At 54.3% G+C, this 21383-nt stretch carries 19 protein-coding genes and 1 pseudogene; 9 read left to right on the top strand and 11 right to left on the bottom strand.

The window, feature by feature from the left end; translation table 11 throughout:
• Positions 1 to 191: 191 nt before the first annotated feature.
• The 10 genes and pseudogenes from FCS96_RS16285 to FCS96_RS16330 form a co-directional block, all read right to left on the bottom strand.
• Positions 192 to 2369, bottom strand: coding sequence for an AAA family ATPase (locus FCS96_RS16285; protein WP_138437832.1), 2178 nt, complete (start codon positions 2367 to 2369; stop codon positions 192 to 194).
• The gene (locus tag FCS96_RS16290) at positions 2362 to 2802 is read right to left on the bottom strand and encodes a VPA1267 family protein (protein WP_127332576.1); all 441 of its coding nucleotides are present in this window, start codon (positions 2800 to 2802) and stop codon (positions 2362 to 2364) included. The genes FCS96_RS16285 and FCS96_RS16290 overlap by 8 nt, the downstream gene beginning before the upstream one ends.
• Complete coding sequence (gene gmtX, locus FCS96_RS16295) at positions 2795 to 3430, bottom strand: gamma-mobile-trio protein GmtX (RefSeq protein ID WP_138437833.1); 636 nt, start codon at positions 3428 to 3430, stop codon at positions 2795 to 2797. The genes FCS96_RS16290 and gmtX overlap by 8 nt, the downstream gene beginning before the upstream one ends.
• Positions 3423 to 6710 carry a gamma-mobile-trio integrase GmtZ gene (gmtZ, locus tag FCS96_RS16300; RefSeq protein WP_138437834.1) on the bottom strand — a complete coding sequence of 1096 codons (3288 nt, stop codon included), beginning with the start codon at positions 6708 to 6710 and terminating at the stop codon, positions 3423 to 3425. Before gmtZ ends, gmtX begins: the two co-directional genes overlap by 8 nt.
• Complete coding sequence (gene gmtY / locus FCS96_RS16305; RefSeq protein WP_323053715.1) at positions 6700 to 8115, bottom strand: gamma-mobile-trio recombinase GmtY; 1416 nt, start codon at positions 8113 to 8115, stop codon at positions 6700 to 6702. The genes gmtZ and gmtY overlap by 11 nt, the downstream gene beginning before the upstream one ends.
• Positions 8116 to 8205: 90 nt before the next feature.
• A pseudogene (locus tag FCS96_RS20150) lies at positions 8206 to 8322 on the bottom strand (radical SAM protein); the annotation flags it as partial.
• A gap of 42 nt (positions 8323 to 8364) precedes the next feature.
• Positions 8365 to 8814 (bottom strand): SixA phosphatase family protein, encoded by a 450-nt coding sequence (locus tag FCS96_RS16315; protein ID WP_138441445.1) that lies wholly within the window; start codon positions 8812 to 8814, stop codon positions 8365 to 8367.
• A 24-nt stretch (positions 8815 to 8838) separates the two neighbouring features.
• Positions 8839 to 9906 (bottom strand): NAD(P)H-dependent glycerol-3-phosphate dehydrogenase, encoded by a 1068-nt coding sequence (locus FCS96_RS16320; RefSeq protein ID WP_138441446.1) that lies wholly within the window; start codon positions 9904 to 9906, stop codon positions 8839 to 8841.
• Between the two features lie 70 nt (positions 9907 to 9976).
• A complete protein-coding gene (locus FCS96_RS16325; protein ID WP_138441447.1) occupies positions 9977 to 10468 on the bottom strand; it encodes an STAS domain-containing protein in 492 nt (163 codons plus the stop codon).
• Positions 10469 to 10482: 14 nt separating this feature from the next.
• A complete protein-coding gene (locus FCS96_RS16330; RefSeq protein ID WP_138441448.1) occupies positions 10483 to 11691 on the bottom strand; it encodes a PP2C family protein-serine/threonine phosphatase in 1209 nt (402 codons plus the stop codon).
• 115 nt (positions 11692 to 11806) lie between these two features.
• Here FCS96_RS16330 and FCS96_RS16335 point away from each other — a divergent pair, with 115 nt between their 5' ends.
• Positions 11807 to 13300, top strand: coding sequence for an HD domain-containing protein (locus FCS96_RS16335; protein ID WP_138441449.1), 1494 nt, complete (start codon positions 11807 to 11809; stop codon positions 13298 to 13300).
• On the opposite strand, the gene FCS96_RS16340 is transcribed toward FCS96_RS16335, so the two are convergent.
• Positions 13297 to 14316 carry an NAD(P)/FAD-dependent oxidoreductase gene (locus tag FCS96_RS16340; RefSeq protein WP_138441450.1) on the bottom strand — a complete coding sequence of 340 codons (1020 nt, stop codon included), beginning with the start codon at positions 14314 to 14316 and terminating at the stop codon, positions 13297 to 13299. The genes FCS96_RS16335 and FCS96_RS16340 overlap by 4 nt on opposite strands.
• Positions 14317 to 14446: 130 nt before the next feature.
• On the opposite strand from FCS96_RS16340, the gene FCS96_RS16345 reads away from it, so the two are divergent.
• Genes FCS96_RS16345 through FCS96_RS16380 form a run of 8 tightly spaced genes read left to right on the top strand, consistent with a single transcriptional unit; the run spans position 14447 to position 21340 of the window.
• Positions 14447 to 15403 (top strand): acyl-CoA desaturase, encoded by a 957-nt coding sequence (locus tag FCS96_RS16345; protein ID WP_138441451.1) that lies wholly within the window; start codon positions 14447 to 14449, stop codon positions 15401 to 15403.
• Positions 15400 to 15867, top strand: coding sequence for a nuclear transport factor 2 family protein (locus tag FCS96_RS16350; RefSeq protein WP_138441452.1), 468 nt, complete (start codon positions 15400 to 15402; stop codon positions 15865 to 15867). The genes FCS96_RS16345 and FCS96_RS16350 overlap by 4 nt, the downstream gene beginning before the upstream one ends.
• Positions 15864 to 16649, top strand: a complete 786-nt coding sequence (locus tag FCS96_RS16355) for an SDR family NAD(P)-dependent oxidoreductase (protein ID WP_138441453.1) — start codon at positions 15864 to 15866, stop codon at positions 16647 to 16649. The genes FCS96_RS16350 and FCS96_RS16355 overlap by 4 nt, the downstream gene beginning before the upstream one ends.
• 15 nt (positions 16650 to 16664) lie before the next feature.
• Positions 16665 to 17930, top strand: a complete 1266-nt coding sequence (locus tag FCS96_RS16360; protein WP_138441454.1) for an NAD(P)/FAD-dependent oxidoreductase — start codon at positions 16665 to 16667, stop codon at positions 17928 to 17930.
• 2 nt (positions 17931 to 17932) lie between these two features.
• Complete coding sequence (locus FCS96_RS16365; protein ID WP_138441455.1) at positions 17933 to 18817, top strand: DUF1365 domain-containing protein; 885 nt, start codon at positions 17933 to 17935, stop codon at positions 18815 to 18817.
• Entirely contained in the window at positions 18805 to 20079 is a 1275-nt protein-coding gene (locus FCS96_RS16370) for an SAM-dependent methyltransferase (RefSeq protein WP_138441456.1), read from the top strand. Before FCS96_RS16365 ends, FCS96_RS16370 begins: the two co-directional genes overlap by 13 nt.
• A complete protein-coding gene (locus FCS96_RS16375; RefSeq protein ID WP_138441457.1) occupies positions 20076 to 20597 on the top strand; it encodes a DUF2878 domain-containing protein in 522 nt (173 codons plus the stop codon). The genes FCS96_RS16370 and FCS96_RS16375 overlap by 4 nt, the downstream gene beginning before the upstream one ends.
• Positions 20594 to 21340, top strand: coding sequence for a hypothetical protein (locus FCS96_RS16380; RefSeq protein ID WP_138441458.1), 747 nt, complete (start codon positions 20594 to 20596; stop codon positions 21338 to 21340). The genes FCS96_RS16375 and FCS96_RS16380 overlap by 4 nt, the downstream gene beginning before the upstream one ends.
• Positions 21341 to 21383: the final 43 nt, after the last annotated feature.

Consider the following 21383-nt stretch of genomic DNA (forward strand, 5'->3'; position numbering starts at 1 on the left):
ACAAACGTTTTGGATCGCTTCAAGTGCTTTCATGAACACAATTTGATGAACAGGAACAGGGCTCTGCCTTCTCGCCGCAAGCGGCGATTCACCAGAGGTATTTAAGGACCAGGGATGATCCGCTAAGCTGGAAATGCGGCACAGCCTGAGGCCCCATTGGCCGCGACCGGCGATGAGGGGGTAGTGCTCTGTCAGACAACCCCCGAATCCCTTTTCCTCTCTGTCAGTAGTTCTCTCAAAAAACTCGCTCGCCGATTCGCATGGCTTTCCGCTTTTGTTATTACCTCGAAATCGCTAACTTGCCCAACAATATGGATTTCTGCCTCGGCGCGGGTAATCGCGGTGTAAAGCCATGCTCGGTCGGAAATGCGGCCCTTCTGTACTACCACGATAATTCTTGGGAACTGGCTACCCTGAGCCTTGTGGAGCGTGATCGCATAGCCAAGTTCCATGCAGTCGAACACATCCTCGGTGATGTCTATCTCCTCTCCGGTATCCAGAGTTACGACACCAAATGTCTCCTGGTCGCCTTGAAAAGCGCGGTCTGCTGAGGATAGGACACCAAGAGATCCGTTCTGGATGCCGACAGTATAGTTGTTCCTAGTGAATAGGATCGGGTCGCCTACCCTCAGATCAATAAAGAAATCATCCCCATGCAGCTTGAACTCCAGCCTCTGGCCGCCTGGATTGATTAGCCGTTGACATTCCAGGTTTAACTCGCCAACCAGGGCCTTCGTTGCACCGATAATCTGGGTATTGTGAGCGGATTCGGCATACAGGGTCTTGCACTTATCGACTACACGCTCCGGAGGCGTCTCGTGGAACGTGATTGCACCAAATGATAACGATGGAGGAACATCGCCCCGGTTGATGGTGGCAGAGTATTCAGGGATACCCGTTGAGCCTTCCTGACGCTTCACGATATTCAGCTCAACATTGGCAACTGCGCCAGATTCGATTATGTCTGAGAGGACTTTGCCACAGCCTATGGGCGGCAGTTGGTTTGGGTCGCCCGTCAGAATAATACGTACCGACGGATCAAGGTGCGTGACGATCCGGTACATGGTCGGCAGGTCGATCATGCTGCTTTCGTCGATAACCAAGAGGTGCTTGGGCTGAACCAGAGAGGGTGAGATCGGCTCCTCCCGCAACATGCGAGCAATCGTCATGGTGAAAAAACCGATGCTTTCGTGCAGTCGCATGGCAGCCCGCCCAGACAACGCCACGGCGTGTATTTCATAGCCCAGTGCGGCGTAAGCCTTTAATACGGTCCGAAGCACCGTGGTTTTTCCAGTACCGGCACCGCCCGTAATGCAGGACACACCGTTGGTGAGACTGGATTCAACCGCCTCCAGTTGATGCTCAGTAAGATCGTAAGGCAACTCCCGGGCGGCTTCGGTCAGTGCTTTGAAAACGGATTCATCTTCGTCCGTGATGGTTGCCAGTGTTTTGAGCCGCTTGGCGACCACCGATTCCATTATTATCTGTGCAGTCGGGTGATAGGTGCCGGTCTGTGGCCTGAGAATGAACTGGCCATTGAGATAGCCATTGGCAAAGACCTCGGCAACCAGGTCTTTATCGCCCAGAAGCTTTATGATCTCGGGCCTTAAAACTTGATGCGTTGCGTAGGTGTGACCTTTTTCGACCTGCCTGCGGATTGCGCTTTCCAGGGCAGCTGCGAGCCTCACCGGAGCTGATTTCTCAAAGCCCAATTGCTCGGACATCGTATCGATGTCGGCGAACGGCATCCCAAAGCCCAGCAGAGCCCAGGGATTGGCTTTTAGGATATCGACAGTGCGCTCATCGTGATATTTGAGAATACGCTGCTGAATACGCAGCGGAATGCCCAGTGAAGCGAGCCAGTTCGCGTGTGCGAGATTCCGATACTTGGCGTAGCCGTTATACAGGGCTTCAATTGATGCGTCGCTCAGAACGTCTCTAAGACACTCTCTGTGCTCTTCCGTGTCCGTTTGGAGCAACGAGTGCAGGTCGCTCCCGAAGGCTTCCCAGAGGGCGCGAGCTTTCGACTCACCAATTCCAGTGAAGGCTTTCTCGGTAGCGATGAAGCGAATGAGCGCTTCACCCGTTTCCGGCAGCGTGCATTCCATCTCAGCCGGATCGTTATACAGATGCTGCTGAAGCTCATAATCGCCCGCCTGGACGGCCTTAAGGGCCCGCTGGCCGCGAACCCGCCACTGCTGCCCCACCGAAGGCTGGATCGGTAGAGACTGGTTTTCGCATCGGATGCTGACAATGTATTTGCCCGAATTGATTTTGTAACTGTCGGCTTTGATGGGGATGCCTGTGAAGATCGTATACTTTGAGCCACTGTGTTGGCAGCTGGTAACACGAAAATAGTCTTCATGCATCGGGCGCTACCCCGAACTCGGTTAGTACCTCCGATAGCTCGCCGTAACGTTTGAGCTTGGCTTCGAGGGTTGCCACACGAGCTTTCAGCTCGATGTTTTCCTGCTCCAGTGCCGAGAGACGCCGGGACTCCAAAGCTTTCTGGTTGACCGTGGGATCATAGCGTTTAGGTTGAGACCTCTGAACCGAAGCCTCCTGAGTAAGTGGTGGCAGTACACCCCGCTCACGTAGACCTTGCTCTAACGTTTCCAGTGCGTCCTTGATGGCTGGATTCTGACGCAGAGCGCTTTTGCCGATGCCAATGGCTTTCGCTAGCTCGCCACGGTTTAACTGGCCCCGGTGAACGATTTGCTCAAAATCCTCGTCCGTTTGCGTGGCCGCCCAGCGTTGGAAGCCAACGAGGTTCTGGCGAGCTTTCTCTTGTCCATTAGACATGCTTTAAACTCAGCACTTTTTCAATGATGTCAACGAAGCCATTACGGAAGATCACCTTGCCGTTTTGGTCCTTGATACTTCCACGTTCCCCTCGAACCCAACCCTGTCGCATCAGGAACTCATCAGAAATCGCTTCCTTCAGTGCGTCCAACTCATGACTCAGGAAATTTGGAAGTTGTGATTCAACCGCAACTTCCGAACCGGAACGGCAGTCAATTTCCAGCTTTTTAATCGACGCAAACCCTTTATTTTCGGCTCTCAGGTGACGCACTTGCGCAATCAAATCGAGGACAAGGTAACGGTGAGTCGGGTTTCCCAGATCATCCACCCAATCATATTTCCCAGACGGCGTCATGCGACCTTTGATTTCTTTTTTCTTCTGATCGCCAAGCGCCTGCCATGCATCAATCAAAGCTCGATACGGTTCGCCCGTTTTATTCCGGATCGTTTGAGCACTCGGAACCCCACGGTTATCGCCGAGCTTGGCAATCGTTGCGATTCTAAAATCAACGGCACCCGAGCTATGATGCTCCTGACAGACCTCATGCAGTGCTTCCAGGGATTTTCTTGAGCGAGCGCTTTTTAGTTGGCTCAGTACCGCCTCGTAGACTTCGTTTGGATCACTCATGGCAGCTCTCGATTCCTAACGCGAATTTCAGAGACCCATTCATGACCGATTCGATCTCTTTGCGTATGTCAGCGAATCTCAATGGTTCAGCCAGGTCTTCCAGCGAGATTTGACCGTTCACCAACCTGTCAGCAAGGTGCCAGTCATTCCCTGTTTCCTTCATAAGCAATTGAACAACCTGGTTGGCAGCCTTGAGCTGTTGGTCTTCGGTTAGCCTGAACATTGCCGGAGCGATCCCATTGGTGTCAGCAAGTTTATCTAACATCTGACTGAGCAAAGGCTGTGCTCTGGACGCACTCGCGCTTTCGTAGATTTCGGCGTTCGCGCAAACTTCAGCCAATAGCCTGAAATCGCTTTGCTGCTCTTCCAGATGCATGCCCATTTCCACGTAATTTTCGCTGACAATCAATTGCTGTTTATCCGTCTCAGTTTTGCTCAAGAGTGCCGTAGATTGAGTGATGAGCCGGTATAAGTGCTGGAGGTCGCACGCCAGCATGTCGAGTTTTTTGGCTTTTTCTTCGTAAGCAGCAGTGACTTTTTTGAGTTTTCTTGCGTTCCCAAACACCTTGCCTGCACTCTCGGCATCGTACCGCTCGTCATCGAACGCCTGCCTTTGTTCCTCCAGCTCGTGGTATTCCTTGCGGATGACGTTAATTTCGAGAATGACTTCGTTGGCGATGGCCGATAAGCCCCCAAGGAAAGCTGGGCCCGTGATGAAGAACCGGCATCGGGGGCAGTTTCTCGTTCCCAGATAGCCACTGGGAACCGGCGCGTAAAAAGCCTCGGCCTTCCGCTCGACCAATGGTTCACCACCTTCGTCACACTTGGCTCCGCCCACGGGACAAATTCCGATACTCATCAATTGAAAGGCGGCGGCCGGCCAGTCCGAATTCAAACACTGATCCAGAGTGGTTCGATCTGTGGCAATGAGCTCTGGTCGAGCCTCATCAATCTTCTTCTGGATGATGAGGTCCTGGTAGCGGTCCAGACTTTGTTCGATCGCCCGTTTCTCGGCAGCAGCCAACTCCTTTCGCATCAGGCTATGGCCAACTTTCGTGTAGTAAATTGTCATTACGAGTGACGCATGGCCAACCAACTTTGAGATCACAGTGATGGGCATTCCCCCATCGACAATGTACGCCGTAATCAGGCTGACCCGCAGAGCGTGGGGGGTAAATTGGCTCTTGTACTCCACACTGTTCTTTTTCTCAATTTTCTCAGCGAGGTCTTCCCCTAGTTTCTGGCTATAGAATAGCAACGCAGGCAAGGTGCGTGCGAAGGCGGTTGTCGTGAACATGGGCGAAACTTTGTCTTCGCAAGCCAACGAAGCCGGATCGCGAAACAAAAACGCCTGCGTCCCCCTTCTCTTGAGGATGTCCTTGTTAGTTTTTTGTCGAAGTTTGATTGCAGTCCAAGGGGTTAACCTTTCGATTGGGTTGTACTTGGCTTGCCATTCCCGTAATTGGATCACCCAGTAGGCCAGGTCATCGGGCATATAGGGCACGCTGTAGCCCCCGAGTTTCTTTCCGGTTTTGTTCGTCGTGATGTAGGAACTCAGTTCCCCGTCTTCGCCTCTTCGCAGGAAGCCCTGGTTGCGCTTCGGAGTGGCAAGATGACTGGTATTTTTGACCCATCGAACCTCACCGTCGTGCCAGACAGGAATGATCTCGTCGCCCTCGCCACTGTCCAGCCAACAGATTTGCTGCCCGCGCAGCGGCATCGACAACAACATGTAGTTCGCCACAACCTTGACCGGCGACCAGAGTTCGACGGCCTCCTCAAAATACCGCTCACCATCCGACTTTCTACGATCCTTAGTCACGGTCCGATAAATGCAGTTTGGATCGGTCTCATCAATTAATTCGGGATCGCACTCAAACCAGCAGTCCTCCAAAAAGCAATGTAACTGATGCAGATCGCGGAAAGATTTGATCTCCGAAGGAATCAGATGCTTTCTGGCGCGGACGATAGAGTCCATTGGGAGCGGCGGTTTGTTGGACTCGCTGCGTCTTATGGTTGGCAACTGGTCCAAGTAGCCTTTGAGAACGGTCCGCAATGGGTTGCGATATCCTGGCAAGAGAAGCAGCACGCCCTCATCGTCCTCATCGGAACAATAGGTGTCTAAAGCCCAGTCAAAGAAATCCGCACAAATGTTGTGCCTTGTCCTTTTTTGGGTATCTCCCGTCGACTGGACGAACGCCTCATAAATGCGTTCGTTGAACGGTATGTCCTTCGACAGCATGGCGCCGGGATTGTCAGGTAGGTTTTGCTTCGCAACAACGTCTTTTAAGAAGGCTCTTAACTGATAGTATTTAGTGTTTTGGTTGGTCCCTGCTTCCACATATCTCTGGATTGCTTCCCAGAACCTCGGATAAACGGTGAGTAATTCTGGATCGAACGCGCTTTCGTTTCCCAAAAAGCTAAACCAGCCTACCCACTCATCGGCGTACACCTGGTCGGGGCGACCCGGCAGCTTGGGGTCGTTCCGATACCCCGCCTGGTATTTATTTATACTTTTGAAACCTTGCGCCTGCGCGGCCTGAGACGCTTCGGCCAAGGTGGCATATTTCTCAGCCGGACGCTCTGTTCCCAAAAACTCGCACCAGTCCACCCACTCATCCGGGTAGGACTGCTGGGGAAGGTGCGGAAGCTTTGGATCGTCCCGGTACCCCGCCCGATATTCTTTCGAACTCTTGAAACCTAGCGCCCTCGCGGCCTGTGACGCTTCGGCCACGGTGGCGTATTTCTCAACCGGACGCTCTGTTCCCAAAAACTCGTACCAGCCCACCCACTCATCGGGGTAGGACTGCTGGGGAGTGCGCGAGAGCTTGGGATCGTCTCGATACCCCGTGTTGTATTCTTTCTGGCTCTTGAAACCTAGCGCCCGCGCGGCCTCTGATGCTTCGGCCAGGGTGGAGTATTTCTCAACCGGACGCTCTGTACCCAAAAACTCGTACCAGCCCACCCACTCATTGGGGTAGGACTGTTCGGGGCTACTCGGCAGTTTGGGGTCATCTTTATACCCCATGTAGTATTCTTTCTGACTCATCAAACCCAGCGCCCGTGCGGCCGCTGACGCTTCGTCGAGGGTAATGTATTTTTGTTGTGCATTACGGAGAAAATGAGGCCAGCTTACCCACTCATCTGGGTAGGCTTTGTCCGGCATTCTTCGCAGCCTGTCGTCTTCCTTATAGCCCTTTTGGTATTCTGCCGCCGTCTTAAAACCCAACTTCTGCGCGGCCTCGCACGCTTCGGCGTAGGTGGCGTATTTAGTCGTCATGTGAAATTCCCTTCGAAATGGCAGATATCGAGTGCTGTTCGGGTGAGAGCCTCTTCAAGTGCGCTCGCATCTGTTTCTCGGACAGTTCGGTGTATACTTGCTGACTTTCTATCGATTTATGATGGAGAGCATTTTTAATGATCAGGGAGCTGGATTTGGCGTCAGACAACGCCTGCCCGTATGAGTGACGATGGGCATGGGCCGTCGTTCCAGCTTCTTTTGAGAATGGCAGGCCGATTCGTTCTACTGCTCTTTTGAGCGACTGGTTGTAGCCTTTGATCGAGTGAGGAGCCCCAGTGCGTGTTGTAAACGCAAACGGATGATTGTCATCGTCCGAATACCGCTGATAGGTCAGGTAAAGCCGCCATAACTCATTGAAGGTTTCGCCCGCAGATTGTGGAAACCACCAAACCTGTAAGAAGTGCCTATTTTCATTGTCTTCTTTCGGATCTTTCCAGCCCGCATGCAGGGTGTGGGATTTCGGGTACTCGAATCGCGGCTTTAGGCCGAACCGCTGACGCAGTTCTTCTCGCCTGCTTGGGCTGTTCTGACCGACTTTTCCTTTGTCGGGGTGAAAGACTTTTACAAGCGCCGTTCCATCTTCCCAGGGGATAATGTCTTCTACCCAAAGGTGAAAGCATTCGCTAAGGCGCAGCCCTCCATAGTGCATCAGCATCGTGATCAGTACATTTTTTAGGTCGAGCCGCTCATGAATCCTATCGCTGGTCTCGAAGCCGTATCGAACGAATCCATCCCAAAGCAAATCATCAATCCGTCCTTCCGGAAAACTTTTCTTGCTTTCGGTACCCTTAGAGCCAGAAACCTTCCTGGGCATGACATATCGAGAATAAGAGGGATCCGGATTGTTTGCCCAAAGATGGGATAAAAAGGCACGGCGCTTTTTCTGATAGTGGGCTGCCAACCCCATCCATTCCTCGTAACGAGTTGGTTTGACCTTCGGGTTTATCTGGAATTTTTTTTCTTCGTGTTGGCGAGCCAACCAGTCGGTGTAACTTGTAATGAGCTTGATCAAAAAGGCCGCATCGTTATCTGAGCGTGGTTTCCAGCGCAACCAACTGGGGTCATTACCGTCCTCGCCAATCGTTCCCGTGTAAAGGCTGTTGGAAAACTCTCGAAAAAGTTCATAAGGTTTATCGAAGCAGCCCTCATTTTGCTTCGTGTAATCGATCAAAAGCCGGACTGCGAAGGCGCTTCTGTCTTTCCAACTCCGTGACTTATTCCGATGGACGATCAAATAGTCCAGATAACTTCTCAGCAGGCCATCGTGCGTCACGATTACCGGAAGACTGACCTGGAGTCCGGTGTTATCCATTCTGATGTTCGCTTCCACACAAACACTATTAAGCACATTTTTCTCGTATTTGTAGTATATTTTTAATAGCACTATAGTGTGCTTAAAGAAAAAAAGAAAGTGCGGATTAGGAGCTATTGGGGATTTTTAAGGGGTTTTTAGTACAGAAATTTAATTCTACTAATCGCAGAAGGTGCATTTATTCCAGGAACAGCCGTTGGTAACTGGCAAAATCAGTGACTTGGCTTCACTGGGTGGCCGAAAGACTGGCTCGACATAATCAATGGGAAAACTGTACATAAAAAGACTCAGCACATGACAATGGGTGCGATAGAACGGAAATCAGGGCAGAAACTGGGCTTTCAAGTCCGCACACCCGGGGCCAACCACCGGCATATCCAATACCACCGCCTGGGACGTCATGAACGGGATGCCATGACGATGCCCATCAACCAGCAAGGTGGACAGGCTTCCTACCAAAGGCATGTGTGCGACCAGTAACAGCGGGGAGACCTGGTGCTCTAGCAGCGCATCCAGGCATAGACCCGGGTCATCGTCCGGGGTCAGGAACGGCTTCTCCTCGACCGGGCAGTTCAGGATCTCAGACACGATGGCCGCGGTCTCGCGCGCTCGCACATACGGACTGGTCCATATCAGCTTCGGCCGCCAGGGCGAATCGGCAATTTGAGCAGCACACTCGGCAGCGTGGAGCCGACCGACTTCCGTCAGCTCTCGCTCCTGGTCCAGGGTATGCCAACCTGCTTCGCCATGACGCATCACGAGCACTTGCACGGGCAATCCTCCGGTGCGTGGATATTACTGACTGATGGTACGGGGCAGGATGAATTCCACGTCGGAGTTCTGCACCGCCATCATCAGGCTGTTGATGACCGCCTTGATTGACGCGTTGCCGTAAAGAATTTCATACAGACCGCGAACCAAAGGCATGTAAATGCCAATCGCCTCGGATTTTTCCTTAACCAGCTTCAAGGTGTATATGCCCTCGGCTACCTGGCCGAGCTCGGCAACCGCATCATCCAGATTCTGGCCCTTACCAACGGCGAAGCCAACCCGGTAATTCCGGCTCTTATGGGACGTGCAGGTAACGATGAGGTCGCCAACACCCGCCAGCCCCATAAAGGTCATGGGGTTTGCCCCAAGGCTGACGGCAAAACGACTCATTTCTGCCAGGCCACGGGTGATCAGCATCGCCTTGGCGTTCTCGCCCATGTCCAGAGCCGATGCCAGGCCCGCAACAATGGCGTAGATATTTTTCAAAGCGCCAGCTAATTCAACACCATAGATATCAACGTTCGCGTAAACCCTGAAGTATTCACAACCCAGCAGGTCTTGGGCAGTGCGCCGCACATCCGGGTCCTTGGCGGCAATAACGGTGGCAGTCAGGTCACGATTGACAATTTCTCCCGCAAGGTTGGGACCGCTCAACACGCCAATACGGCAGCGGGGGATCTCCTCCTGGAGGATCTCGCTCATCAGCTTGAAGCCGTGCTCTTCGATGCCCTTGGTCAGGCTGATTACAATCTGACCGTCGCGAAACTCATCGCAATGTTCGCGAATAACAGCACGGAAAGCTTTGCTGGGAATGGCGACAAACACGATCTCGGCCTTGCCGACAGCTTCCGCAAGATTAGTGGTCGGGAGCACATCACCGATCAGTTCAACATCGGGCATGTATCGGCTGTTGATGGAAGTGGTGCTGATTTCCTCAACCTGGGCCGCATCGCGCATCCAGAAATGCACGCGATGACCGTTTTCCGCCAGCACCTTGGTCATGGCCGTACCGAAGCTACCGCCGCCGAGAACGGCTACATCGTGCACCGGAACGGCGTCCCCATTGTCTTGAGGTGCATTTTTCTCAGGCATAGTTAATCCGTTGTGTTATCTAGTCGGGTGAGAATCCGGAAGATTCCGAATCGGCGAAACGACACTGCCTTTAACCGGTCTCTTCACACTCAAGAGCACGTACCAGATTCTTGAACTCTTCCCTGTTTCGACTGTTCAGTCCCATCAGTACCTTGTGAGCATCAAGGACTTTATCTCGAACCTGCTGTTCGCTGGCTTTCAGTACCGGGATTTCTTCAAGCTCTTCAATGCGGGACGCAGGTTCCCGGACAATGATGAAAATCTTGTCGAACCCCATGGAAGTGATGATGCGGGTAATATCCGGATTGGTAGAGATCAGTGTGGGCAGAAAGTTGCTCTGTTGCTGAGCGGCCATGGCGATTTTGGCTAGCAGGCCCAGTGTGGTGCTGTCGATGATCTCGGTTTCAGTGAGATCAATCACCACGGTCTTGAATTCGGGATCCTGGGTAATGGACTCAACAAGGTTGTCCAGCGTTGAACAAAGGTTCAGCCGGATTTCTCCAATAAACTTCAGGACATATATGCCCTGCTTTTCAGCTTGCAGGATCTTATAACCAGCCATGCTTCACACTGCCACTATGTCGACGACCTGTTGACTGAATCCATTATGGCGTCAGTTACCGAGACGATCGCTATATCATCCGGCAATTCCGTGATCTCGTCGAGATTCAGAGCCTCGCTCAAGGAGGCGATAGTGTGACGGCCTCCAGACACGAGTTCAAGTAGTGTCCTTTCCTTTTCATCCAGGCTTTTTGCCGGGATGACCTCCAGTATTCCATCCGAGAACAGGGTTAACCGGAACGGTTTATCCAGTGGAGTCTCGTAAACCTCCCATGTTGGCGTCTCGAAAAGCCCCACTGGTAGACCACTTCCCTCAAGAAACGCTGCTTCTCCACCCTCAAAGGACAGGATCGGCATGGGAAAGTGGGCCCCAACTGCATACTTCAATGTACGCTCAGCAACGGAAATAATGCCAACAAATACGGTTACGTGTTTGCCGAGACCCGTATCGAGCAGCTCTGAATTGATGCGTTCCAGAAAACGGTCGGGGTAAAGAATGTCGTCGCTTGAGTGCCTTCGAAGATTGCGCTGCAGACGGTTGGTAAGGTTTTTCAGCAACACCGTGACGAACGCCGAACTGGCGCCATGGCCCGAAACGTCGGCAATGTAGACCAGAATCTGGTTTGGAGAAATCTGAAAATAGTCCAGAAAATCGCCGCTCAGGTACAGCGATGGTTTGATTAGGTGGTCTACTTTCAGGCCGATCAAGTCCTGAACCCGGTCCGGAAGCATTCTCAGTTGCACTTTTCGGCCAGCCCGCTGATCCGCCCGCAGTTCGGCGATGCCATTGCGCAGGTCGCGATTGGCTTCTTCCAGCTCATGGCGATACAACTGGTTAAGTCGGTTTACCCGAACCCGGTCGAACAGCTTTTCGATAACGTCATCCAACGCGCCCTTGTCATTATTGCAGGGTTTGAGGACAAAATCGGCGGCCCCGGCTCGAAGCGCCCTGACGACGTCGGCACTGGACTCACTGGTGGAACAACAGACTACGGGAGAAAATACGTCCGCCTCTTCCAGCCTGCTGGCCAAATCTCTAATTGCTGCCGGCGGCAGATCTGCAAAGATGACGTCGGGCGCATCGTCATCAAACAGAGTTTTGGCGGAGGCGAGGCTGGGAGAACCGGAAACGTAGAACCCTCTAGCTTCCAGATAGCGGGACAGATCCGTGCGAGCCTTTTCATCGGCGTCAATTATGAGTATGCGCTCGGTGCGCGAGGTCATGGCTACTGCCCTAAACTACCAGCGATAAAAGGAAAAATGGCGTTAATAAGCCTATTCTGGCACGACCCTGTGATATAACAAGGCCAGTTTGATGAATTTGGGGGGGAATCCAGCGATGAGACGAGCGGTAAACGACTTACTTGGCGCTTATGACAAGCTGATTATGGATCCAGTGCATGGCGGAATCCCACTCTACCGGCATGAAATCCAGGTGATCGACCACCCACTGTTCCAGCGCCTCAGGAACATCTGCCAGAACGATATCTTGAGCCTTGTCTTTCCTGGGGCGACCCATTCCCGCTTTCTGCACAGCATCGGCGTGATGCATGTGGGCAGCCGGATGTTCCGGTCCATGATTGACGCCTACTTGCGGGAGCGTCAGCTCAGCGATCTTACCGATCTCAGTTTGAGTCAGCTCGATGCCATCGACTACCTGGCAAAAACCATCCGGCTTGGCTGTCTGCTGCACGACAGTGGCCACTCCAGCTTTTCTCACCAGTTTACCCAGGCTCGTCGCATCCGGGCATTGATGTCACGTCCTGAGCGTTTTGCTGACCTTTGGCAAGGTGTGGATTACTCCGCCTATCACAGCGATGAGCCCGCGGAGCTTGAGCACGAACACTATTCCGTCCGCGTGGCCCATGACGTCCTTACCGCCGTAGAGCTCGAACATGCCGGACTCCATGTACTGGATGTCATCGGCATCATGGAAACCACCGATGTAGCACCGAGTGAGACCTTTTGCCGCCATGCCCAGACGTTTTGGGCCTTTATTGCCGGTGACGACGCAGAATCTGCCTCACTGATTGGTCGCGATGTTCCGCGGATGGTCATGGACCTGCTCAAATCGATTGTCTCCGGTGAAATTGATGCCGACCGCGCCGATTACATGCTCCGGGACGGATTCCACTCCTCAGTAACCATCGGCGGCTTCAATCTGGACCACCTGCTGAGCAACTTGCGTTTTGGCTGGGACGTGTCCGAGCCCTGGCTGGGCCTGGCGATCACTCAGAAAGGCCTGGGCGCCCTGGAGGATTTTGTTTACAGCCGGCACCAGATGTATCGGAAGGTCTACGCCCACAAGACCGCGTTAGGATTTGACTGGCTGCTACGGGAAGCAATTAATGAAGTTCTCGAAGACCCCGAGAATTTCGACTGGGTGGATACCTGCCTGAGCGATATGCACTACTTCGCGGAACTGACCGATAACTTTTTCTGGGAAGCCTTCCGGAAAGTTGCCCGCAAACATCCCGGTAGCTTTTCGTTCTGCATCGTAAACCGGATCAAGCTGGACCACCTCGACACCCGGGAAGATCTGAGCCAACGTGGCATCGACCGCCACAGCGCTTGGCTGACGCAGGAGTTAGGGCTGGATGCGGAGAAGGTGGTGACCTGCTCGATGCGAGCTCGGTTTTCGAACATTCAGGACAACTTCAATGGCATCAAGGTGTTAACCCGGGACCCCATTAACCGAAAGCGATCGGTCAAGAGGATCACCGACGTCAGTGCTTTCTTCAGCAAGTTTCACGATGGCACCATCACACATTTCTATGCCCGGCCGGCGGTAACTGCCACAGACGACCGTGATCTTTCCGGCAGCGAGTTCTAACGACCTGCTGTCATCGCCGCTACCAGGCTACAGGCGCTGTTGAAGGCGCCCTCCACTCGCCCACCGGATAGCCAGTCTCCGGCGATACCAATGCTGTCATCAGCAAACCACAGGTGCCCAGGCTGGTTACCATCCCGAGACCGGGCGTACAGCCACCGGTGCGTGATCAACTCGTCCGGCTCGGCATTGGTCCCGGTAAGGTTGCGGAAGGCATCAACCATCAGTTCCGCAACGCGCTCGGCCGGCGTACTTACATGCTGTTCGGTCCACTCTGGGTTGGCATGAAGAACCCACCAATGGCCGTCGTCATCGCGACCAGGTTTGCTGGAATTATTGGCGAGCCAGTAAAGCACCGGATGCTCAACCCTGATGCCCTCGTGTTGGGACCAAGGTGCCTTCTCGAAATGGGCAGCAACCGCCCAGCATGGCAGTACTTTCTGTACCGGCTCCTCCAGTTCCCCCGCCAGCTCGGGAAGCTGACTGTTAGTCAGTATGGTTTGGGCCTGAGCGGGTGGCGCGGTAATGATCACCTGATCAAATTCACCTAGGGAGTTGCCTTCGGTATCGACCAACAGCCATTGATGGCCTGAGCGTTCAAGTCGCTCGACCCGGGTTTCAGCGGAGACATCCAAATGGGCAGACAGTGCTCGGGTGATTGCGGTCATTCTCGGAGTACCGACGTAGCGCGGCTCATCCGGAAAACTACCCCAATTGCCGGTCTCATCAAGGAAACCAAAACGACCTGGCCAGATGGCGAAGCTTTGATCACCAGCAAATTCCCGGAGAAAGGGTAAAAACTTGGGATTTCGGGAAGTGAAATACTGGGCGCCCACGTCGGCGGAGCCGCCCGGCACCCGCTTGGCAGCAAACCTGCCACCGGGACCTCGGCTCTTTTCGAACACCTTGACCTCATGTCCTTGTTGTTGCAGCCGAATTCCGACGGTCAAACCGGACAGTCCTGAACCAACGATGGCCACCCGGCGTATAACAGGCATCTGAGCTGACTGATTATTCATGATCTATGGTGCATCCAAAGTAACAAGTTAAAACGTACAACCCTGCAAGCGTTTCGTTCGGCCCTATTGTCGGCCATCTCGAATGACCACGCTCTTCAGATTCATTTTAGGAAACAAAGGCAAACAGGGTATGACCCGAGTGCAAAACTGGCTTACAAACATTCTGAGGTGGTTCGACGCCTCTGCGGGTTCGGATCACATTGATACCAACTCCCGCTCCTTCAACTTTATTCGTGTAATTCCGTTCCTGGCGCTGCACGCCGCATGCTTTCTGGCGCTTTACACCGGGGTCAGCGCCTTCGCAGCGACGTTCGCGTTCGTGTTTTTCCTGATCAGGATGTTTGCCATCACCGGCTTCTATCACCGGTATTTCGCTCACAAAACCTTTAAAACCAGTCGGCCGACCCAGTTTTTCTTTGCCCTGCTCGGTGCCAGTGCGGCCCAGCGCGGGCCACTGTGGTGGGCCGCTCATCACCGGCATCACCACCAGCATTCCGATCAGGAGCAGGACCTGCACTCACCGCACCAAGGCGGTTTCTGGTGGTCTCACGTGGGCTGGTTCACCTGCGATGCAGGCTTCGCCATGGACGAGCGCAGGGTAAAGGACTGGATAAAATTTCCGGAACTCCGGTTTATTAACCGGTTCGACGCAGTCGTTCCTGCCGTTGCCGCCGTCAGCATCTTTGGGCTCGGTGAAATCCTGGCACGTTGGGCGCCGGGTTTGGGCACTAACGGTTTGCAGTTGCTGGTCTGGGGCTTCTTTATTTCAACCGTGGCTTTATTCCATGCCACCGTCTCGATCAACTCGCTGTCCCATGTCTGGGGCAAACGCCGATTTGAGACGTCGGATGGTAGCCGAAACAACTTCTGGCTGGCACTGCTGACACTCGGTGAAGGGTGGCATAACAACCATCATCGCTGGCCTCAAACCGTACGTCAGGGTTTCCGTTGGTATGAAATCGACGTGACCTGGTATGGACTGTGGCTACTCTCTCGCTTCGGTATTATCTGGGAGCTAAAACCGATTCCCAAACACATTCAGGAAGAAACCCGCCAACTGGACAAAGCGAGGAGGACTCGAGCATGAAAACCGCCTCAGCCATAGAAGTCGGATCCCAAGATTTTGCTGTTCCAGCCACTCTGGCTCAGTTCACGCAGTTGTTTAACGAATTGGACAAAGGAAACCTTTATAAGCTGCCAGAAGTCTACAGCGAAGATGTGCAGTTCCAGGATCCGCTCGGCGCTGTTCGCGGTCTGGACCAGCTTACACAGTATTTCGCTGGCGCGTATGCCAACGCTATCAGTTGCCGCTTCGATTTCTCCGAATCGGTCGTGCACGAGGATAGCGCCGCGATTCCCTGGGTCATGCACTTGCGCCACAAACGGATTAAAAAGGGCCGTGAAATCATGGTGGATGGAATCAGCCACCTGCGGATACGGGATGGCAAGGTCTGTTACCACAGGGATTATTTCGACGCCGGTCAGTTGCTGTACGAGAACCTCCCACTCGTTGGCCGCATCATCCGTTTCATTAAGGGATACGCCGGATGAGTGAACGTCTGCAAAGCAAATCCAACATCTGGATCACTGGAGCGAGCTCTGGCATTGGGGAGGCCGTAACCCAGGCGCTCACCCGTGGTGGTCACAATCTGGTCATAACCGGACGTCGCCAGCAGCCTCTGGAAGATCTCAAGGCCGCGGCACCGGAGAGGATCATAGCCGCCACAGGAGACACCACCAGCAAAGAGGACCTGAAGTCGATCGCCAACGTGCTCGAGGATCAAGGCGATCTGCACATGGCGATTCTGAACGCGGGTACCTGCGAGTATCTGGACATCACCCACTACGACAGTGACGTGATCGAAAAGAACATTCACACCAACGTAATCGGCACCGCGCGCTGTGTAGACATTGCCCTGCCCGCTCTGCGACGAACCCGTGCCAAAGGCTTGCCGGCAACGCTGGTGATTGTCAGTTCCTCAGCGTGGTGGTTTCCGTTCGGACGGGCCGAAGGCTACGGCGCCTCCAAGGCGGCGTTGAGTTATTTTGCCCAGGCCCTGAGAGCGGACCTGGCTAAAGAAGGCATCGACGTGGTTGTGGTATCCCCGGGCTTTGTAAAAACGCCCCTGACCGACCGCAATGACTTCCCCATGCCGTTCCTTGTGTCCGCCGACAATGCTGCAGAGCAGATCGTGGCCGGCCTGGCCAAGGGCAAGAACGAAATTGCCTTCCCGAAACGCTTTACCTGGATGCTCCGCACCCTCGGGGCAATGCCGCAGAGGCTGATTGATCGCATGGCGGCGAGCATGGCACGGAAGAGCACGAACAAATAACTAGGAATCCAGTGAATGACTAACGAACGTCAGCGTATTGCTGTCATTGGGGCCGGCGTCTCCGGCCTCACCGCAGCCTGGCAATTGGCTGAAAAACACGACGTGCAGCTGTTTGAGGCTGGCGATTACGCCGGCGGCCATACCAACACCGAGCAGGTAGAAGCAGGCGGCCGCACTTGGCCAGTCAATACTGGTTTTATCGTGTTTAACGACTGGACCTACCCGAACTTCATCAAGTTGATGGACCGCCTGGGCGTAGCGTCTGAGGTGAGCGACATGAGCTTCAGCGTCGATTGCGACTCCTCAGGCCTCCAGTACAACGGTACCAGTTTGAACACCTTGTTTGCGCAACGCAGAAATCTGCTCAACCTGCCGTTTCTGAAAATGATTCGGGAAATCCTGCGGTTCAACAAGCAAACCAAGGAAGCTCTGGATTCAGGTGCCATCGACGATGACGAAAGCCTGGGCGAGTACCTGAACCGAAATTGCTATTCCCGCTACTTCCGTCGCTTTTACATCGTGCCCATGGGAGCGGCGATCTGGTCAGCACCGGAGATCGTGCTCGAGCAGTTTCCCATTCGCTTCTTCCTGCAGTTTTTCAACAACCACGGCATGCTATCCGTGGATGACCGCCCCACATGGCGGGTTATCTCAGGGGGCTCGGCCCAGTATGTCGCCAAGATGATGGAGCGCCTGGGCGATCGCACCCACCTGAATAGCCCCGTTGAACGAATTCAGCGAGACGACAACGGTGTCGACGTAACCGTGGGCGGCGAAGTGCACCGGTTTGACCAGGTGGTACTGGCTTGTCACAGCGATCAGGCCCTGGCCATGCTGGACGATGCCACCGAAAAGGAAAATGAAATTCTGGGCGCCATTCGTTACCAGCAGAACGACGTGGTGCTGCATACCGACAGCAGCGTTCTGCCTGATACCCGGCGCGCTTGGGCCGCCTGGAATTACTACATGCCAACCCACAGTACCGAGCCGGTCTCTGTGACCTACAACATGAACATACTGCAGAACTTTGATGAGGCTCCGGAAACCTTCTGCGTGACCCTGAACCGGAGTCACGACATTGCCCCGGACAAAATCATCAAACAGTTCAGCTATGCTCACCCGGTTTTCACCATGGATGCCGTGGCCGCTCAATCCCGTTACGACGAAATTGGCAACCAGAACCGCACCCATTTCTGTGGTGCGTACTGGTTCAACGGTTTTCATGAAGACGGCGTACGCAGCGCCCTGCGTGTGACCGAGGCGTTCGGGCTGGAGTTGTAGCAATGAACAGCCAATGGCTTGAGGGTACAGTTCGCCACCGTCGGAAATTTCCGGTCAACCACGAGTTCCAGTACAGCACGGGTATGCTTGCGCTGGATCTGGACGAATGGGGCCGCGTCACCGAAACCAGCCCCCTGTTTTCTCTGGAACGCTTCAACTGGCTGTCACTGCGTCGCAGCGACTATTTTCAGCCGGAGGCTGGCTCACTCTCCGATGCGGTCCGCGATCAGGTTGAAACAGCCACCGGCTGGCGTCCCGACGGAGCCGTCGAGCTGGTGACCCACCCTCGATACTTTGGATACGTGTTCAATCCGGTCAGTTTCTACTTCTGTTACCGCCCGGGCGATAACCCGCTGGATGGCCCGGTGCCGAAAGTCATCATGGCCCAGATCTCCAACACGCCCTGGCACGAACGTCATGTGTATTGCATGGAAACCCTGCACGAAGGCGCCAATGCCCAGGGCTGGCACAGTGAACGGTTTGAGTTCAGCAAGCGCTTTCATGTATCACCGTTCAACGGCATGGAGCAGCACTACCAGTGGACGTTCAGCTTCCGGGGGCCTGATCTTCGCATTCACATGAATGTGCTGGAGGCCGATAAAAAACATTTTGATGCCACCCTGGTAGTCCACCGCACCCCCTTAACCCGTAAAGAAGTGCATAGAAGTTTGCGAAAGTTTCCGATGGAAGCCATCAAGGTATCAGCCGGGATTTACTGGCACGCTCTGAAGCTCAAAGTGAAAGGCGCGCCTTTTTACACCCACCCGGACAAACTCGCCGCGGACAATCCAGCCCACAATCGGGGCGCCAGCGATGCAGGACTGGACGTTACCAGTGCCGAACGCAGTAACAAAAAATGTGGAAGGGTAAGTTCATGGAGAACCTGAATACATCAGTACAGGCCAGCGAAGAGCGGGCGACCAGTAAACCATTGGTTAGCCGCATTGCCAAAAGCCTGGTTGTACAACAGCTTAGTCGGCTTGAAGATGGCTTGCTGACCGTGCGGGAGTCCGGTTATGAAGATCTGGTGTTTGGCGACGGCGACACCCGCCACCAACCCGCCGAACTGATCATTCATGATCACAGCACCTGGCGGGATCTGCTGACCGGCGGTAGCGTCGGCGCGGCCGAAGCTTATGTAAGCGGTGACTGGTCGACGCCGGATCTGGTTGCCCTGCTTCGCTTCTTCACCCGCAATGTCGATCGAATGAACGAATTTGAAGACCGGTACAGCTGGATCACCAAACCCGCGCTGAAGGGCCTACACTGGCTCAATCGTAACACCCGGGAAGGCTCCAGAAAGAACATCAGCGCCCACTACGATCTGGGCAACGATCTGTTCGAACGGTTCCTCGACCCGACCATGATGTACTCATCGGCCATCTATCCTTCTCCGGAAGCTACTCTGGAAGAGGCTGCCGTTCATAAGCTGGACACCATCTGCCGAAAGCTGGATTTGCAGCCCGGTGACCGGGTTATCGAAATTGGCACCGGCTGGGGCGGGTTCGCGATTCACGCCGCCAAACACTATGGCTGTCACGTAACCACCACCACAATTTCCCGGGAACAGCTGGAACTCGCTAAAGGACGAGTCGTTGAGGAAGGACTGGAGCAGCAGATCACCCTGCTGTTTGATGATTACCGGGATCTGGAAGGCCAATTCGATAAGCTGGTGTCCATCGAGATGATCGAAGCCGTTGGCCCACAGTTCCTGGACAGCTACATTGCCCAGGTCAGCGGCTTGCTGAAGCCGGATGGGATGGCGCTGATCCAGGCCATCAACATGCCGGAACAGCGCTACTCGCGGGCGCTGTCCAACGTCGATTTCATCCAGCGCTTTATCTTCCCAGGCAGCTTCATTCCCTCATTCGGCGCGATTTTTGAGTCCGTGCGCAACCAGAGCAACCTGGTGCTGACCCACGCCGAAGACATCGGTTTCCATTACGCGCGCACTTTGAACGACTGGTGTGAGCGGTTCATGGCCCAATCCGATGAACTGGACAGCGCCGGTTACGATCTGGCATTCAGGCGCCTCTGGCATTTCTACTTTGCCTACTGCGAGGCCGGTTTCAGCGAACGCGCCATCGGTGTTTCCCAAATCCTGCTGGCAAAGCCTGGCAACAAACGAGCGAACATTCTTAGCCTATGATCCGCTCCGAAACCGCCCGCAATGCTCTGAACTTTGTCATCTTCCAAACCGGCTGGCTGATCTGTGTCCTGTATCCGGGCCTGGCAGCGGCCGGGCTGGTGCTGGCCTTTCTGGTGCTGCACTTTGTGCTGGTCAGTCAGAAACGCATGAGTGAGCTCCAGTTCATCGGGGTTGGTACGGTCCTGGGGGCCGCACTGGACCTGCTTTGGTTCCGCACCGGCATTCTGGCGAGCGTGGACGGTGAAGTGTTACTGACACCGCCGTGGCTGGTAGCAATCTGGGCCATCTTTATGACCACCCTGAACCATTCCCTGAGCTGGATCGGCCGAAAAACCTGGCTGCCCTTTGTGCTGGCGCCAATGGCGGGACCGTTTGCTTATTGGTCTGCCGCCCAGCTCGGCGCGGTCACCTTGCCGGCGCTAATTCCGTCGCTGATTGCCCTGGCGGTGGGCTGGCTGGTGGTGTTCCCACTGCTGCTGTTCCTGAGAAATTCGCTGTATCCGGAGCTTCAGCCATGAGCAGCACACCAATCAAGACTCTGATCTGCTTGGTAGTTTCCTTGGCTATCATGCCTGTGCTGGCAGCCGACATGGAGTTCACTGGCACGGCAAAAACCGAAACCGGGGCTATTCTCTACCAAGAGAAACACCATGTGTCCGGCACTTGTCAGGAGGGCGTATTCCGGCCCAAGGACCACCAGATTGGCTATCACCGCACAGAGGCGGCTGAAACCTTCGCCTCAAAGGATCTGGCCTACCCGGATTCGGTCATCCGCCCAACCGTCGAGTTTCTCCAGCCTGATTTCAGCGAATCGCTTTCGATTCAGTATACCTCCCCGGACACCTTGGCCATTGAGTGGCAGAAGCCAAACAAAGAGCTCAAACGTTATGACGTTACCTACAACCAGGACGTAGTGGTGGATGCTGGCTTCGACACCCTTGTCCGCCAGCATTGGGCAGAAGTAACCAATGGCGAATCGGTGAATTTCCGGTTTCTGGCACCAACGCGGGGGGAGCACTACGCATTTGTCCTTGAGCCTATAGAGAGTGCCAGAGTGGTGTCTGATCATGTACTGCAAATCCGCCCCACCGGCATCGTGCTGCGGTTTCTGGTGGAACCGATCATTCTGGGTTACAGCGAGGACGGTGCCCTAACCGACTATTACGGCCTCACCAACATCCGGAAAAACCTCGACACCAACCACACCGCACACATCCGTTACTCGGTCGAAAACTACCCGGATTGTGCACTAACTCCCTAAAACCGTCGCCTGAGCCAAGGAATACCCCGGCATTCAATGTGTT

The organism is Marinobacter alexandrii (genome assembly GCF_005871205.1).
GTDB classification, from domain to species: domain Bacteria; phylum Pseudomonadota; class Gammaproteobacteria; order Pseudomonadales; family Oleiphilaceae; genus Marinobacter; species Marinobacter alexandrii.